Origin of the sequence: thiotrophic endosymbiont of Bathymodiolus puteoserpentis (Logatchev) (assembly GCF_900127505.1) — a bacterium.
Classification (GTDB): domain Bacteria; phylum Pseudomonadota; class Gammaproteobacteria; order PS1; family Pseudothioglobaceae; genus Thiodubiliella.
Map to the genome: position 1 here is coordinate 1 of NZ_UEXF01000043.1, position 17,185 is coordinate 17,185.

General features: G+C 36.2%; 15 protein-coding genes and 1 CRISPR repeat array. All 15 genes read right to left on the reverse strand.

Features of this window, described 5'->3' with window-relative positions; translation table 11 throughout:
* Positions 1-46 precede the first annotated feature (46 nt).
* Positions 47-1,573: a CRISPR direct-repeat array (repeat unit 28 nt; unit sequence TTTCTAAGCCACCTGTGTGGCGGTGAAT).
* A 138-nt stretch (positions 1,574-1,711) separates the two neighbouring features.
* Positions 1,712-3,049 (reverse strand): ATP-binding protein, encoded by a 1,338-nt coding sequence (locus BHECKSOX2_RS06335; RefSeq protein WP_139682923.1) that lies wholly within the window; start codon positions 3,047-3,049, stop codon positions 1,712-1,714.
* 93 nt (positions 3,050-3,142) lie between these two features.
* Positions 3,143-3,724, reverse strand: coding sequence for a type I-F CRISPR-associated endoribonuclease Cas6/Csy4 (gene cas6f, locus BHECKSOX2_RS06340; RefSeq protein ID WP_139682924.1), 582 nt, complete (start codon positions 3,722-3,724; stop codon positions 3,143-3,145).
* A complete protein-coding gene (gene cas5fv, locus BHECKSOX2_RS06345) occupies positions 3,721-4,740 on the reverse strand; it encodes a type I-Fv CRISPR-associated protein Cas5fv (RefSeq protein WP_139682925.1) in 1,020 nt (339 codons plus the stop codon). Before cas5fv ends, cas6f begins: the two co-directional genes overlap by 4 nt.
* 12 nt (positions 4,741-4,752) lie before the next feature.
* On the reverse strand, positions 4,753-5,712 hold the full coding sequence (gene cas7fv, locus BHECKSOX2_RS06350; RefSeq protein WP_139682926.1) for a type I-Fv CRISPR-associated protein Cas7fv: 960 nt from the start codon (positions 5,710-5,712) through the stop codon (positions 4,753-4,755).
* A 185-nt stretch (positions 5,713-5,897) separates the two neighbouring features.
* Positions 5,898-8,762: a CRISPR-associated endonuclease Cas3'' gene (locus BHECKSOX2_RS06355; protein WP_139682927.1), complete on the reverse strand. Its 2,865-nt coding sequence runs from the start codon at positions 8,760-8,762 to the stop codon at positions 5,898-5,900.
* Positions 8,756-9,700, reverse strand: a complete 945-nt coding sequence (cas1f, locus tag BHECKSOX2_RS06360) for a type I-F CRISPR-associated endonuclease Cas1f (RefSeq protein WP_139682928.1) — start codon at positions 9,698-9,700, stop codon at positions 8,756-8,758. The genes BHECKSOX2_RS06355 and cas1f overlap by 7 nt, the downstream gene beginning before the upstream one ends.
* A gap of 64 nt (positions 9,701-9,764) precedes the next feature.
* Positions 9,765-10,034, reverse strand: coding sequence for a hypothetical protein (locus tag BHECKSOX2_RS06365; RefSeq protein ID WP_218973229.1), 270 nt, complete (start codon positions 10,032-10,034; stop codon positions 9,765-9,767).
* Positions 10,035-10,206: 172 nt separating this feature from the next.
* Entirely contained in the window at positions 10,207-11,544 is a 1,338-nt protein-coding gene (locus BHECKSOX2_RS06370) for an IS1380 family transposase (RefSeq protein WP_139682100.1), read from the reverse strand.
* A gap of 137 nt (positions 11,545-11,681) precedes the next feature.
* A complete protein-coding gene (locus BHECKSOX2_RS06375; RefSeq protein WP_139682930.1) occupies positions 11,682-11,981 on the reverse strand; it encodes a hypothetical protein in 300 nt (99 codons plus the stop codon).
* 17 nt (positions 11,982-11,998) lie between these two features.
* The gene (locus tag BHECKSOX2_RS06380) at positions 11,999-13,261 is read right to left on the reverse strand and encodes an adenine nucleotide alpha hydrolase family protein (protein ID WP_139682931.1); all 1,263 of its coding nucleotides are present in this window, start codon (positions 13,259-13,261) and stop codon (positions 11,999-12,001) included.
* Between the two features lie 42 nt (positions 13,262-13,303).
* Complete coding sequence (gene gatA, locus BHECKSOX2_RS06385) at positions 13,304-14,737, reverse strand: Asp-tRNA(Asn)/Glu-tRNA(Gln) amidotransferase subunit GatA (RefSeq protein ID WP_139682946.1); 1,434 nt, start codon at positions 14,735-14,737, stop codon at positions 13,304-13,306.
* Positions 14,738-14,744: 7 nt separating this feature from the next.
* On the reverse strand, positions 14,745-15,029 hold the full coding sequence (gatC, locus tag BHECKSOX2_RS06390) for an Asp-tRNA(Asn)/Glu-tRNA(Gln) amidotransferase subunit GatC (RefSeq protein WP_139682932.1): 285 nt from the start codon (positions 15,027-15,029) through the stop codon (positions 14,745-14,747).
* Positions 15,030-15,041: 12 nt separating this feature from the next.
* Positions 15,042-15,656: a hypothetical protein gene (locus BHECKSOX2_RS06395; RefSeq protein ID WP_090718407.1), complete on the reverse strand. Its 615-nt coding sequence runs from the start codon at positions 15,654-15,656 to the stop codon at positions 15,042-15,044.
* Complete coding sequence (aroB, locus tag BHECKSOX2_RS06400) at positions 15,653-16,729, reverse strand: 3-dehydroquinate synthase (RefSeq protein WP_139682933.1); 1,077 nt, start codon at positions 16,727-16,729, stop codon at positions 15,653-15,655. The genes BHECKSOX2_RS06395 and aroB overlap by 4 nt, the downstream gene beginning before the upstream one ends.
* A gap of 6 nt (positions 16,730-16,735) precedes the next feature.
* On the reverse strand, positions 16,736-17,185 hold a 450-nt coding region (locus tag BHECKSOX2_RS06405; protein ID WP_280953240.1), incomplete at its 5' end, for a zinc finger domain-containing protein.

The window sequence follows — 17,185 nt, forward strand, 5'->3', positions numbered from 1 at the left end:
GTGTGGCGGTGAATGAACGAACCTTTGTATCAAAACAAGACCATGATTTCTAAGCCACCTGTGTGGCGGTGAATTAACAGATAAAGTGTTTTGTGATATATTTGCTTTTCTAAGCCACCTGTGTGGCGGTGAATAAAAACGCAAATGTAATACTAAACAAATAAAATTTCTAAGCCACCTGTGTGGCGGTGAATAAACCAGTTGTGAAATAATGAATGATTTATATTTTCTAAGCCACCTGTGTGGCGGTGAATATTGAGAACATTCAGTCTTTTAAATAATAAATTTTCTAAGCCACCTGTGTGGCGGTGAATCGAAATGGTTACTGTTGGTGCCTCTGTTAAATTTTCTAAGCCACCTGTGTGGCGGTGAATCCATAATTTAATAAGGTATGTCTTCATCAGCATTTCTAAGCCACCTGTGTGGCGGTGAATCACACAGTTGCCCACTTGATACAACTGTGTGTTTCTAAGCCACCTGTGTGGCGGTGAATACAACTAACCCACAGAGACATCATCAACCACTTTTCTAAGCCACCTGTGTGGCGGTGAATAAAAAGTAGGAAGCATAATAAATACCTTATTTTTTCTAAGCCACCTGTGTGGCGGTGAATAAACCAGTTGTGAAATAATGAATGATTTATATTTTCTAAGCCACCTGTGTGGCGGTGAATATTCAGACATTGACGGTGTGCCAGTTTTAAAATTTCTAAGCCACCTGTGTGGCGGTGAATTTTCTTAGTCACGAACAAGAAGAAGTGGCTTTTTTCTAAGCCACCTGTGTGGCGGTGAATTAACAGAAAAAATTAGGGCAATTCAATATACATTTCTAAGCCACCTGTGTGGCGGTGAATCTAAGCCGTTCTTATGCCAGTCTTGGTCTCTATTTCTAAGCCACCTGTGTGGCGGTGAATTGCGAAAAGGGCGACAGTATCATTGTTGCCGATTTCTAAGCCACCTGTGTGGCGGTGAATCGAGTTTTTCCTGTGTCGTATATCGCTGTAGATTTCTAAGCCACCTGTGTGGCGGTGAATTTGGTCTTTGATAAAATATTCCTGCTCTGATATTTCTAAGCCACCTGTGTGGCGGTGAATGTCTACACGGTGTCGACTGCCCTGAAATGAAATTTCTAAGCCACCTGTGTGGCGGTGAATCACAGTTAGACGCGCAATTTTTAACAGTCAATTTTCTAAGCCACCTGTGTGGCGGTGAATTAAGTCTGATTATGGATTTAATGCTCCAGACATTTCTAAGCCACCTGTGTGGCGGTGAATACTCACCTTTCCAAATATTTTTATGAGCTAGCTTTCTAAGCCACCTGTGTGGCGGTGAATGGGTTTTGGGGTTTTGGGGGTTTTTTTTATTATTTCTAAGCCACCTGTGTGGCGGTGAATGAAAATAACAAAATAAAAATGCAAGGAACGACTTTCTAAGCCACCTGTGTGGCGGTGAATCGCTATCTTTAAAAAAGTTGTCGACTGCAAAATTTCTAAGCCACCTGTGTGGCGGTGAATTCGGAGGTTTGACATATATGCCATTTTTAATATTTCTAAGCCACCTGTGTGGCGGTGAATAGTATTTTAAACGCAAAAAAATAAACTGCAACAATAACTTAAAACAAAAACCATCAAAATACCAATGCTTTTTATCATTATTATAACTTATTGATTTATAAATAATTTTTAAAGAGAAACCAACTAATGGTTAAAAAATTATACAACTACTTCATCTAGACATAGACACCAAATTTGTTCGGCTAAATAAAGAGGCAGTGATATGATATTAGGTTTATTTAAAATGTTAGGTGGCTGAGTGTTTAAACGAATAGCGAATTGGGGTTTTTTTTCTTGCATAAATAAATGCAATGATTTAAGGCTACCTGTTTTGCCTGCTTTTACCTCAATTGGCACAATATACTTAGAGCACGCAATAACATAATCAATCTCTGCTGAACTTGATTTTTTTTCTCGTATCCAATAATGTAATTCAGGCGATTTATAGTAATCCTGACTAGTAACTAACGCCTGACCAACCCATTGTTCTGCCAACATTCCAGCATTTACCATCATAATATCTGTATTAATAAATGCTTGATAATCTAGATTTAACACACTTGATATTAACCCAACATCCAAGAAAATTAATTTATAAAACTTATGCTTTGCTTCTGCAGCTAATGGCACACCATTGGCACTACTATGAACGACTTTACTGGCTATTCGTGCACTAACCAATAAATCAATCATTTTTGCAACTTCTGTAGCACGATGGTCTTTAGATAAAGACGAGTATTTAATTTTATTACCAACGATAGTCGGAATGGTGCTAAATATTTTTCTCAGTAAAATGGTGTTATTTGATTGTGTATATTTTGAAAAATCATCCTGAAAAGTGGCAAGCAAATCTTGTTTTACCAACTCAGTTTGCTTCAAACTTGCTGTCTTAGCATAAGTTTTAACCGCCTCAGGCATACCGCCTACTATCATAAATTCTTTAAAAGCCGACATCAATGATTGATGCAATGCATTAGGAATTTCTACACCTAAACGCCAATTTTTCAAATAATCGGCTAGCTTGTTTTTTTTAATTGCCAATAAAAACTCAACAAAGCCCATGGGTTGTAAATACATATAACTAATTCTGCCAACTGGCATAGAATAGGTCGGAAAATACAATGCAAAATCCAACAACGATCCTGCTACAATAATATGCAATTTTGGCAATTCTTCATAAAAATAACGCAACACTGCCAATACTTTTGGCGTGGCTTGAATTTCATCCAAAAATAATAAAGTCTTACCAATAATAATATCACGATTTAGTCCAAGCTCTAATAATTGAATGATTTTAATCGGATCATTGCTGACAAAAAACTCAGCATATTCTGGATTTCTCTCAAAATTAAGTAGCAATAAATCAAACTCTTGCTGCTTAGCAAACAACGATACCAATGTACTTTTCCCCACTTGCCTAGCACCTCTGATAATCAGTGGTTTTCTTTGCAAATCTTGCGACCAATGTTGCAAGTCTATTAATCTATTTCTAAACATTTTATAAGTAATTATTGATAAAATACAAGGTTATTTAAACACTTAATAAGATAAAAAACAAGGGTATTTTATCAAAAATAAACACATAAGAATTCAAAAAACAGGGATAGTTGCCGTCTTACTCAATCCAAAATGATTAAATTCTCCAATCACTGCCTGTTGTTGTAACTCGCCAAACTGAATATACAAACGATATTTACTACCCGTTGAGGTGCTTTGTAATTCTAAATACGGATTGCCCAAACTTGTTACAAACATTTTATTTTTATACTGCTTAATATATGCCCTTACTTCATCATCAGTTTTTAAAACACCTTTTTCTTGTTGGTATTCAATGCGTTTTTTAAGTTTAGCATCACTCATTGTTTGGCGAATACGAGAAATGGTTTGATGTCCATTCACTTTATCAGGCACAGGTAAAATATCGCCCACAGCACAATAGCCCGACAAACCACCTAGCCAATTAAGATTTTGCAATTCTTTTAATCTTTCTTTAGTGGAATGGATACGGATAACGCAACCTAACCTCTCTTTGACTTGAGAAAAACTCACACCAATGTCGCTGGCGTTTAGCTCAAAGATAGCTTTGTGTAGTTTGGTGTAAAATTTGTTTAAAAGTAAATTTTCTTGCATTTCAGCATCTGGCTTGATTCTTATTTCAACATAATAGTTCATTTTATTACCTCGCTAATATTAATATCATTTACAAAAGCCAAGCCTTTTTTGCCTAAATAAAAACTTGAAACCCCAGCGTTATTAATCATCGTGCGTATTTCTTTGGCTTTGTCTTTGGGTATATCTAAAATAATATCTAAATTTCCATTGGCTTTTGTCATTAAGTTTTTGTTTTTACCCTCTCCTTTTACAAAAGTTTCATGAATATAAGGGTTACCCCATATTTTCTTTTTTGCACCTGTAGTAAATTTATCCATAAAATCTTTTTTGGTAAATCCTCGTTTTGAAATACCACTAATGCCGCCAACTTTAGTTTTTGCACTAGCCATATCGTATTTCTTTGATAGCCTTTCTAGCTGCAAATATAAAGCGGAGGCGTATAAACTAATTACTACAACTTCATCTTTTATATTAAAGTATTTTATATCGCCAAATTTTTCTGTAAACACATTAAGTACTTCCTCTAAATCAGAATTTCTAGCAAGTGACTTTTCTTTGTTTAAAGACTCTAATTTAAATATTACAGAAATTGGATTAAGGGTTATCGCCTTTACTATCAATTTATCATTCACAATAAAATTAATCAATTCATCAATATTTAACGCCAAAATACCCCAAAATTCTGATGAATAATCTGAATTAAACATAGCATCGTTTGACTTGATTGCTCCTGTAAAAGAGTTTTGATCAGTGCTGCCTGATATATTTCTAAGATATGTCATTTCTTGTGTGAGTTGCGGATTTTTATCATTAAAATCAACTTTTGCCTCAATATCGGCAAAATAATAATTTTTACCTTGCCTTGATTGATACAACTTTCTTTGGTCGCCAATCAAACGATTTAACACACCCATTACCGTATCTTTGCTCACCCCCCTCTTAATGAAGTTTTTATCATTTTTAAGGCTGGTAATAGAGGCGATATATTTTCTACCTTTCTTTGGAAGTGGTTCATTGTTGTTGCCATCCAAAAATGAATTGCGCCAACAAGAATCATATTCTATGGTAATTCTCATAAACTCTCCTGATTAATCTTTAGCGTAAAAATAAATAGCAAATTCTTTATCTTTTTCAGGATTGGTACTATCACCTCTTTTAACTCTCATCATTTTAGTACTATCGTTATAATCCACCTCTAACTTATCTACATACATATAACCTTTAGCTTGACGAATGTTTAAATTTTTCAACATTTCCAAAGTTTCATTAACTAAAATTTGAATCGCATCTTGGTTTAATAAAATACCCTGTTCACCTTCTTCAAAAATTGTACCACCACGCACATAGTTTGGATGAAAAACCGCTTTAGGATTTAAATCCTTTAATTGTTGTTGTTCTTTAATTCTTTGAATAAATTCTTGCACTTGCTCTGCCACCTTTTCACCTTGATCCTCTTTGATAATCATAGCCGCACGATCAAATTTATTATCCAGCGAAATAAATTGCAATTGCTCAATACTGATTGAACCATAAGCCGTATATTTTGTGTCGCCAAAAGTGGTTTTTGAGAAAAATGAAGAACTGTCTCGCTCTCCCGCTTGTCCAAATTGATCAAAATTACCATTGCCCAATTCATCAACAAAATCTTCAATCAAAAGCGGACTGGTTCTTTTACACTGGCTAGATGGCACCACAAAACCACGCATTAAACCTGTAATTGAAGCGAGAACAGGGGTTAAGTCTTTTTCTTTAGCAAAGTGTAAATCAAACGCCTGATCTCTAAACAAATGATGGCGAATGCAATTTTGACTAATATATAACGGAGTTTTTGTAAAATCCATATCTGTTGCTTCTTTTTTATATTTGTAACCCGTTTCTTCTTTGATTCGTCCCGTAAGGTTGGTATAACCTCGTAACTTTGGCAAGGTGTGATTGTCCACCACTTTTCCTTCATTGCTTAGTTGAGTTGGTCCATTCCAATTTACAACACCATGCCCTAATGCGGTAATTTCAAAATCAACGCTTTTTATACCTTCTATATTTTTCATATTTTTTCTCCTAAATTATGTGCTTTCAAATGAACACGATTATTATTTTATACCAATTAAATTAATTTTGTCAAATTATTAAAACAATATCATGAAAAATTGCTTAAAATTATCTTTCTGTTACATAAGCAGCTTGGAAAAATTAAATTAATTTTGTCATTTACCGCCACATAGGCGGCGCTTTATCACTCATTGTCTTGTAATTTTGAAATAGACATAACGCCAATAGCTTGATTGATGCCTTTTAAATAATAAATTGCCTCGTCGCTTGCCTCTGTTTTTACTATATCCAAATCATTTGGTGTATAACTCACATAAATAGGTGTTTCAGGGTCTCTTGAATTTTTAAGATACAATCTTGTTTTAAGCCTTGTCGTCTCGGTAACGCCGTATTTTTGATTATCATCTACTTTGATATTGTGATGCTTTTTACCCATAAACTTCAAAGCACTCTCATCTTCATCATAATTTGAAATCTCATTAACACCCAAAGTTATTGCTTCTGGCAAGTATTCATCCAAAACCTTCCTATTTTCCACATCGTAAACTGCCATTTGCACAAATCTACTATCACCCCTAAGTGAATATTTTTTAAGTTTTATCGTGCTGTTTTTGGATAATTTAAGCCGCTTTGGCTCAAAAATATTTTTACAAATAACATGCACACTATCTTTTAATAATGCGATAAAATCTTGCTTTATCGTTGCCAAACAAGCAGTATCTTCGTAGAATTCTTGATACCATTTATACAAGTTGTTAATGGTAATATTTTTGTTATTTTCTAGTTTATTGCTTAAAAATTCATACCAAACTTTGACACTTTTCAATTGACGATTACGCCCTAAAAATTTTGCCGATTTTCCTGTTTGTATACCATTTTTAATGCCATCAGTTACTGCAATTGTTAAAGTAGCCATGTCATATTTTGCAAAACGATTAAGCCTACCTAAGCGTTGCAAAATGTTTTCTGCAATATCAACTTCACTAATCATATTTTTGCAACTAATATTAAGTGCTGCTTGAATCACAGGACCACTACGCAAAATATCAAATTTATGTATGCCGTCTTCTGAAAAAGATTCAAACACTTTGGCGAAAATATCTTTGCGGTCGTCTGGGGTAAATCTAGCATGGGTTAAAAGACTATTTTCATTTTTTTGATTTTCGATAAAACTTTTTTGTGCCGTTGTGGCAGTATTGCTGATCACAAAGGTGTTTTTATCAACTTTTTTATAAGACGGATTAGTTTCATCTTTGATAGCTTCGTCATAATCTACAAATTCAATTTGATAAGATTTATCATTAAAACTATCTATACCGATAATATCCTCTGTGACTATGCCTAAGAAATCTTTAACAAAATAATAATTTGGCGTAGCAGACACTAAAAGCGTATTAGGCATCGCCTCTTCACTTTGTTGGAGTTTTTTGCATTCTATCAATTCAGCGAATAAGATATTAAAGCCTGCCATCGGAATATATTCGTGAAACTCATCAAACACTACCGTAGCATTCATAAATCTGGTCAGCGTGCTGATATTTCTATGTGTGGTAATACTGTTAATAATCTGGTCAATGGTGGTTAACACAATATCGCCCGAAAAATATTCGCTCTCAGGCGGTTCGCTCTTTTTATTAGTGAACTTAAATTCTCCTGTGTGGATTTCAATAATGGCATTCGGTAAATATGCCTCACTACTTAAATCGTTAAATAAACTTTGGCAAATAGCCACCCTAGGGCAAACCCAAATAATTTGTTTAGCAGAAGTCTTTAACGCCCATTCTAATGCTATTTTTGTTTTACCACACCCTGCTGGGCCACTTAACACAGCAATATTTTTTTCCTTACCCGCTAAATCATAGGCGGCCTTTGTTTGCCGTTTGTTTCTTTCGCTATCAGGATATTTAGCCTCAAAACCACCAAGGCAGGCTTTAATATGCTGGTTTAATCCTCGTTCTTGTATCAGTTGTTTATTGGCAAAATCTTCTAGTTTTTTATCATCAATATAACTTTTCAGTTCATCACAACTTAACGCTGAAACTATTCTATCCGCTGAAATAACAGCAGTACGAATTAAATTTTCTTTGGCATTTTTCTTAATTTGTTTTTGATATTTGTCTATTCTTTCTGAAGTTTCATAGATTTTGTATTCGGGTAATTTAATGCCATCAATTTCATTTTCGTAATTTGACGTTGATTTAGTTTTAATGATTTTTTCATCAAAATACTCACTCATTAAATTGTCAACACTTATCATTATAATTTTACTTTTAGTAAGTAATTCTTTTAAATCATTGTCTCTTAATTTTTCCGAAACTTGATTAAGACTTGATATTTCGCTTTTGCGAATAGGCTTGGCATGATGCCAATAAATAGCGTGCTTGACTGCCTTTTTCTCCCCCTCTCCTAAACTAGAATCATCAGCCAATAGTTCATAAATTAGCGTTGACACTTCATTATGGGTTGGATATTTTTCCCATGAAAATTTTCCATTTTCAATATGCACACCATTTTCTGGTAGTTCAGCAATTAAATTTTTCTTTTTTAATTCTTTATTTAGCCAGTCTTGAAAATGCATTTCTAACTTACCAATATCATGCCAAAACCCTGCACTTAAAGCCGCTTTTTGCAACTGATTATCCGTGCAAAAAGTTTTCATTATTTCTTTTGCCACCACACCAACTACAAATAAGTGTTGATCTAATGGTTGCTTTTTTGTATTTGCGTATATTTCACTCATGTCTATTTCTCCTATAAATTTATCCGCCTCGGTATAGTTTACCGCCACAAATCCCTCGTTATTAAACTTGTTTCGATTTCCCACCACCCACAGTAATTCTATTCTAATTCTTGATTTTAGTTGATGACAACTAACGGCAGTATTTTTGCTGGCAGTTTTTCGTAAAAGTCTTTTAACCGCATCTAAGCCTTCTTCGGTAATGGGGGTTTGCCAAGTGTTATTGCCGATACGGTTAGCAAAAGCGTCCAATACTCGTCTTGTTCTACTAAGGGCTTTTTTCTCACACTCACTGATGAAAGTTACTAGCATTTTTTATCCTTTTCAACCTCGGCGCAAATCTCTTTGATGGTATTAAACATAAAGTCTAGCGCCTTATGTTTGGTGAAGTTTTGCAAACATTGAGCGCGAAATTCTACATCGCTCATTTGCTCTTTGGCGCCAATAAATGCCCACGGTAAAATAAGTGCATCTTTAACCAAATCAGCAATATCAAACACCAAAGCACCTCGGCGAGTTTTACCGTGCATAAGCGCAAAACCGTGTGGAATGCCAAGCACCCAAAGGGTGGTAGCAGCCAGTCCATAGGCCAAATAATTACCATGATTAAGAAAATCATTAGCCAAATCTGTGCTGTCATGTTGCCTAGTGAATTTTATGGTTTTGGTGGCCGTTGCAGCTTGCCTGTAAAGAGCCTTAGTAAGCAACATTTCATCGGTTAGGAGTTTGTTAACACTATTGGCGTTGATAATTTTTTGCTTGAAATCATCCAATAATTTTGTATTAGGTGTGATACCTTCGATTTTTAAATCTTTGTCTTTACCCCAGATTTTGTTTAAAAAATCAATGCGTTTGGTTTGAATGGTTTTAGCAAAAATTAATCGTTTGCCTTCGTCAAACCAAAATCCCATCCACGCTTGCACATATTCGGTAGGACGATATTCACTTTGTGGTGTAAGCCATTCAATTTGCGTTGCCATGAGTAGTGGCGTACCACCAGAGCCACTAAAACCAACTAAAACTCCTGCTTGAGCGAGCATTCTCATCGCTGCTTGAGTGATTGAAGTGCCACCACCAAGTAAAATACAAGTGGTATTGGCAATAGGAATATTCCAATATTGTTTGTTATCTTGTTCTTCCGTGAGATATAAAACACGCCCATCTTTTTGCATGACTCGGCATTTGTCTAAATAATAAATATTGGCGCGTTTAGAATGAAGAATGGCTTTTAAATCAGTTAATTGCTGCATAAAAATAAAAAGTTCAAATAAAAGGCGCACTTTACCCAAATAAAACCAACCTTGAGTAATTATTTTAAGTTACACCCTTGATATTTATTTTAAAAACCCACCCACGCTGCTCAAAATCATCAAACATATCAAAACTCGCACAAGCTGGGGATAACAAAATTGCACCGCTGTCAATTAAGATACTGGCGGTATTAACTGCCGCTTCCATAGAGTTGGCATAGGTAACCTTTGCAGTGTGGATGTTGCTACCTAATTCTTTAGCGCTTTGCCCGATTAAAACAACATTGGATATCCCAAATCCAAAAATAGAACCACCCAACCCAAAAAATACCAATCAAAATCCTAAAAAACCACCCCATTCAAGTCTTGCATCCATAAAAATACAAACAATACCCCCAATTTGATAAGATCAGCACAAATTATTCGATATTTTGGATCGTTTAGGTTTTTCAGGTGTGCTTAAGCCTCCTTTGTTTAGGCAGGGCTTTTTTTGTTGTTCGTTTAAATCAAGATAGCAACGGCTTAAACGCTTTGATGTTGTTTAGCACCTGAGTAAGTAAGTCATAATATTGTGCTTGGCACTTAACAATCACTTGTCTGCCATGTTGAAGTACTTTAGCGGCGATAGCATAGAAGCGATTGCGCACATACTTGGCTCTTTTATTGGCAAATTCAAGGGGTAATATTTGACGCATTAGTGCAAACAAGTTGTAAGACAAACTACAAATATCAAAATACAAGGCATTGGCATTAAAATCACCACAAGGCATTTGTCTTGCACCAAAATCATTTTTCAATTCTTTGATACGGTTTTCACTGTCTTCACCTCGTTGGTTGTAAAAATGGATAACCTTGCTGTCACTCAAAGTTTCAAGATTGGTGGCGATAGAGCGATAAATATATTGTCCACTGGTGATTTGTTCAGGGGCTTGGGTGCTGTTATTGCTGTCTAATTCTAAGTCTAATTCTACCTGCCCAGTAACAGAGCTCCTTTGCACGACTAAATCAAAGACTTTGCCATTATTACCCATAAAATGGCGCATTCTAAAAGTGGCTTGCCCATCAATGGCTTTGCCTTTTTTATCAACCAAAGGTTGCCATTGGTTGTCCTTATCTACAAAAATATCTTTAAGAGATTGACATATCTTTGCTCTGATACTAAATTCAATATCATGTTCAAAGCAATAATCAATAATACTGGCTTGATAGCCTGCTGCGTCTATTCTAAGTTTTTTGATGTTAGTGCCTTTAGGTAATGCGTCTTGAGAGATTTTGATAAAGTCAAGGTTGTCTTTTGCTGGTGATACATTACCCGCCCTAAAGTTAGTGGCAACAATCTGCCCTGTTTGGGCGATATGTCCTATTATTGGCATATAGCCCTTGTGTTTCTTATAAGTCCACTGAGCATCAGCTTTATTGGCAATGACTTCACTGGCATCAATATCAAGGGTGATGTTTTTGCAATGATTAAGCGTGGCTTTAAGCACAGTTTTATTGACCTTTTGTAAGGCTTTGATTCCTTGGTTGTCTTCACCTAAACGCCGAAGCCAAATGCCAATAGCCTGTGGGGTTGGCACGCTTTGATTGGTGATTAAGCGTAGCGCCTTGTCTTTGGCAATGTGGGTAGTATCATCTAAGCACTGACCACCTTCATGTTGACTTAATATCAAGGTATTGATAAAAGTGGAGGCTTTGAGTGCACAATTGCTACCAAGGGCTGGGAAGTGTTGATCAATGGTATTAGACAAACTCAATGTGTTAATGGTATGTGCAGTAGCAAGTAATCCAATGCGAGCGGTTAAAAGTTCGTTGGTAGAGGACAGTTTGTAGTTTAAAATTTTCATAAACGCAGTAAGGTTTGGTTGTGTATAAAAGGGATGTGGTTGTCTTTTGTGTTTTCACCCAATGGGTGAAGCGGTTTTTTGGTTGAAATTATTATACCAGTTGGGGTTTGTGTGTTTTTTTGATTTCTATTTTTGGATTAGGGTTTTATGCTCACAACTATCTGTTCATTACCAGATGTATAGCCTTCTCTTGATTCTAATGAACTGATTGAATTGTCTAATGCTTCTTCGTAATCGATAATATTCGGAACATCTTCTTTATTGATTTTTTCAATATATATATCAATTATGCATTTATCATTTTTGGCCTCTCTTGAGGCGTCTAAACTATTTTGCATTAACTCTCTTATTGGGTGAGAGTAGCCATTTTTTTTATTTGCTAATTTGATAGAAGTAAAGCTATCACCCCTTCCATAACTAAAATATAATTTTGACATTTTTTTATCTTCCTTTTTTAATCGGTGCAATTACATGGAATTGCACTATCTAACTTTAATAATTCTGGATCAATTTTTTCACCCCTATCAACTTTATTTTTAATATCTTCAAAAACAAACTTACTAATACCGCCAAAAAAACCCACAAATTTAGTGCTTTCTTTAGCAATATTCCTATGCTCTGCCTCTAAATCACGACTGTATTTTTTTTCTATATTTACCCACCAATCTATGCTCTCTGGTGTATCTTTATCAATTTTATTCTCTAACTGTAAAGTAGCAATTTGCTGTAGTTTCGCCTTACTTTTTAATGGACAATAAAGACAATTAGAAAAAAGCCCTGTGTTAGATAATTTTAAATTAAAATTTTGTCGCTCCCAAAACTCTACTACTTGCTCTTGAGTGGTATTATCATCAACTAATGGAGCGTAAATGCTTTCGCCATGAGGTTGGTTGAATAATGATTTCCCTTGATTTTCTTGAGCCTCATCAATTCTATTTTCAATTTTAGTTATTCGCCTTTGCTCATCACTTCTAATGCCTAGAACCGATACATAATCCACTGCTAAATCGCCATACAATTGCACCTTATTACCTAAAATACTTCCTTTTAAGATATCATTATCAATCACAATATTTGCACTTGTGTAATCCCGCCAAAATTGCTTCTTTCTGACAAACGCACAACTTCTAACAAACGCTTTTTTAGATAATAAAATTTTGTCTGGTACGCCACCGCCATTCTTTTTGTGAGTCTTTATAAGATCATCATCAGACATTTTGGGAGTATTTCCATAATGTCCTAGTCTCTCAATACTTTGCTTTTGTGCGAACCAATCACTTAAAAAAGCATTAGTGACAAAAATCTTCATTGATATAGTGCAAATTCTAGATACCATGCTTGGTAAAAATCCGCTAAGTGATATCATTTCCTCAAACACTTCGCCTTTATAACGATAGCCATTTTTATTTTGTTCGCTATAAGGCTGGTCATTTGTTAATCTATAAGTGGGTTTTCTTGACCATTGATAAATACCACTTGAGTCTTCGTAAGTTTGATATTCAATCCAAAAGAATGGAATGTTGTATTTTTTTTCTGTTATTTTTTTTATTTTTCGAGTGAATTCGTAAGTAGCAGAATGCTCAGCAGAGGTATTGTTAAAAATAACAACATCGCCTCTTTTTGGTTTGAGCTCATTGCCTTCAAGTAGCTTCATTAACATCATTGCCGACGATCTACCACCTGAAAATTTAACAATATGTGGCTCTTTATTACTCATATTCTTATACCTTAGCCTTGTAAAAAACTAAATTTAGCATAATTATGGGGTTTGACTATGCCAATCAGTTTGCTGTTGAAATTGATGGGCGATATTAAGGAGTTTTGACTCAGACCAGTAATCACCAATCATCTGCAAACCGACTGGTAGTTTCTGCGAAAAACCTGCTGGTATGCTCATCCCTGGCAAACCTGCAAGGTTTGCACTCAAGGTATAAATATCGGCCAAGTACATAGATACTGGGTCCTTGAATGAACCTAAGTCAAATGCGGTAGTGGGGCTGACGGGGCCCATAATTACATCCACCTTTTTAAAGGCTTCTTTAAAATCATTGCTAATAAGGTGTCTGGTTTTTTGTGCTTTAAGATAATAGGCATCATAATAGCCGGCAGAGAGTGCGTAAGTACCAATCATAATGCGGCGTTTGACTTCTTCGCCGAAGCCTTCGGTGCGAGAGCGAAGGTAGAGGTCTTCTAGGTCTGTTGGGTCGGTGCAGCGATGGCCGAAACGCACGCCGTCCATTCTGGACAGATTGGATGAGCATTCACAAGGGGCGACGATGTAATAAGTGGGGATGGCGTATTTTGAATTGGGGAGTGATATTTCTTTGACACTGGCGCCCAGTGCTTCAAACTCTTTCACAGCAGCCATGGTTGCAAAAGCAACGCCATCATCCAGCCCTTCTGAGAAAAACTCTTTTGGTAAGCCAATGGTTAGGCCTTTAATAGAATTATCGAGTGACTGCGTATAGTCCTCAACATCACGCTGTGCACTGGTAGAGTCTTTCTCATCAAAACCTGCCATCACATTGAGCACCAATGCTGCATCTTTGGCTGTTTGTGTTATTGGCCCTGCTTGGTCAAGACTTGAAGCATAAGCAATCATACCGTAACGAGAGATACATCCATAAGTTGGCTTTAAGCCCGTAATACCGCATAGACTTGATGGCTGACGAATAGAGCCGCCTGTATCAGTACCCGTTGCAAAAGGTACTAAACGATCAGCAACCGCAGCAGCAGAGCCGCCTGATGAGCCACCTGGGGATTTGTTTTTGTTCCATGGATTTTTAACCGCGCCATAAAATGAATTTTCATTGCTTGAACCCATAGCAAACTCATCCATATTGGTTTTACCCAACATCACTAGGTCTGCTTGATTAAATTTATGAGTAACAGTCGCATCATAAGGTGCGATAAAGTTATCCAGCATTTTAGAGCCTGCAGAGGTTTTTATGCCATTGGTACAAAAGATATCTTTATGTGCGTAAGGGATACCTGTCAATAGCCCTGCATTACCTTTGGCAATTTTCTCATCAGCGGCTTGCGCTTGTTTTATTGCTGCTTCGTCGGTTATGGTGATAAATGCATTTAGGTCTGAGGCATTAATTCTATCCAGATAATTCTGCGTTAATTCAACAGAAGAAAATTCCTTACTCTTTAGCCCTTGCGCTAGCTCAGCGATCGTTTTATTGTGAATACTCATACTACTCAATCACTGTTGGCACCAAATAATGCTGTTTGCCAATTTTTGGTGCAATTGACTGGAAAGACTTTGACCAGTCTTCTTCTGTAACTTTGTCTTCTCTAAGGCGCTGAGTCATATGTAGTGGATGCGCCATTGGCGTAATATCATCGGTATCAATCTCGCCTAATTGTTCAGCAAGTGTCAAAATATTGTTTAAATCTTGCATGGTTGCATCAAATACATTGCTATCAATGCTAAGTTTGGCCAGATGCGCAATTTGCTTGAGTTGGGTGTTATCAATCATGCCAATATTTTGTTATAGAAATGGCACTGAATTAAAAACACTCATTGGCTTGCCAAAAGAAGAGCGCAGTGTAGAGATATCACGCTGCATCCATAGCATTGATTTTTGCATACCAATCATATTGTTGTTCATTTCTTGCATATTCGCCAACATTGGCTTAAGTGCACCCATCTTGGCATTGATTTGCGCCATATTGGTAGAAATGCTGTCTAAATTATCAAGTTTTTTGGCAACAATCATCATGTTTTTACTAACACTGGAAAAATCTTTTTGCATTTCCCCAACTGATTGACTCATTCGTGCGACATTTTTTGATAAATTATCAATACTAACAACCATAGAAGACATATTGCCACCCATTTTAGGGTCCATTGCCTTGGCTAACTTGGTCATATCTTGTGTAATTGAATAAATAATCATAAATCCACCAAATGCCAACAAACTAAAAACAATTAACGAAGGCATAAAGAAACGCTCAAATTTAGTATTTGTGCGTTTGTCTGCGTGCTCTTCCACACTTTCTAGCATTTTTTCCAAGTCAGAAATACTAGTACTGATCATTACATCATCATCGTTAATCGCATCACTCTTAATACCTTCATTTTCTTTAATGTCTTTATCACTCATAAAAAATCCTTAATTGTTTGCTCTAAATTATGTTGCTGATAATCGTTACTAATGAATGCTTGCCCTATTTTTTTCATCAAAACAAGACGAATCTCCCCATCAATGGCTTTCTTGTCAACGCTCATTGCAGCCATAAAATCTTGGTAGTCTATTTTACTGCTGATAGTTATAGGTAGATTGACTTTTTGCAATAAATACTCAACTTGTTGCACCTCTTTATCGGTGATAAAGCCCTCTAATGCCGACAACTTAGCTGCCATTAGCATACCCACGGAGACTGCTTCTCCGTGCAGATAAACACCATAGCCCAATGTATTTTCAATCGCATGCCCAAAGGTATGCCCTAAATTGAGTAGCGCACGCTTACCAGCTTCCAACTCATCTTGCGCCACAATATCAGCTTTGTCAAAGCAAGATTGATATACAGCCTCAATGATTAAACCTTTATCCCTAGCCATTAAGCCGTCTACCTTATTTTGCAGATAAGTTAAAAAATCCGCATTACCTAATAAGCCATACTTAATCACTTCAGCCAGCCCTGCTGAGTATTGTTGGTTGTCCAAAGTGTCCAAGGTATTGACATCAATCACCACGCATTTTGGCTGATAAAAGCTGCCTATCATATTCTTACCCAATGCGTGATTTACCCCTGTCTTGCCACCCACACTGGAATCAACTTGTGAAAGCAAAGTGGTTGGAATTTGAATAAAATCCACACCGCGCTGATAACTCGCTGCTGCAAAACCTGTCATATCACCAATAACACCGCCACCTAAGGCAATCAGCGTTGAGGAGCGGTCAAAACGCACCTCTAATAACGCTGTGAATATTGTATTAAGCGTGTCTAGCGTTTTATACGCTTCACCATCGGGCAAAATAACCTCAGCCACTGTAAAAGAGGAAAGCAAGGCCTTCACCTTGGCAAGATAAAGCGGAGCAACGGTTGTGTTAGTCACAATCATCACTTGCTTGCCAAAAATATGATTGGCGAGTAATTCTTTTTGGTTAAGCAAATTCTGCCCAATATAAATTGGGTAAGATTTTTCGTCTAAATCAAGATTAAGTGTTTTCATTATGGATTATGCAAATTTTCTTTCTTCACCATCACCCACGACATTTTCCACGCAACGACTACAAAGTTCAGGATGCTCATTATTATTGCCAATGTCTTCACGATGATGCCAACAGCGTACGCATTTTTCATATTCAGATTTGCTAACCTTTATAAATATTCTTTCTTCTACACTTTTACTTTCATGCACATACACCTCAACACAATCGTTTGTTTTGCCTTTAAGTACATGTATTCTAGCATCAGAAGTAATAAAAATAAACCTAAGTTCACTACCAAGTGCTGTCAATTTCTCGTAAGTCTCATCATCACAATATATATCCACTTCCGCCTCTAATGATGAACCTAGAATCTTATCTTTTCTTAAATTTTCAATTTCTTGTCGAATAGTTGGGGCAATAACTCTTGCTTGATTAATACCTTCAAATGCAGACATAACTAAGTTCCTTCTTAGTGT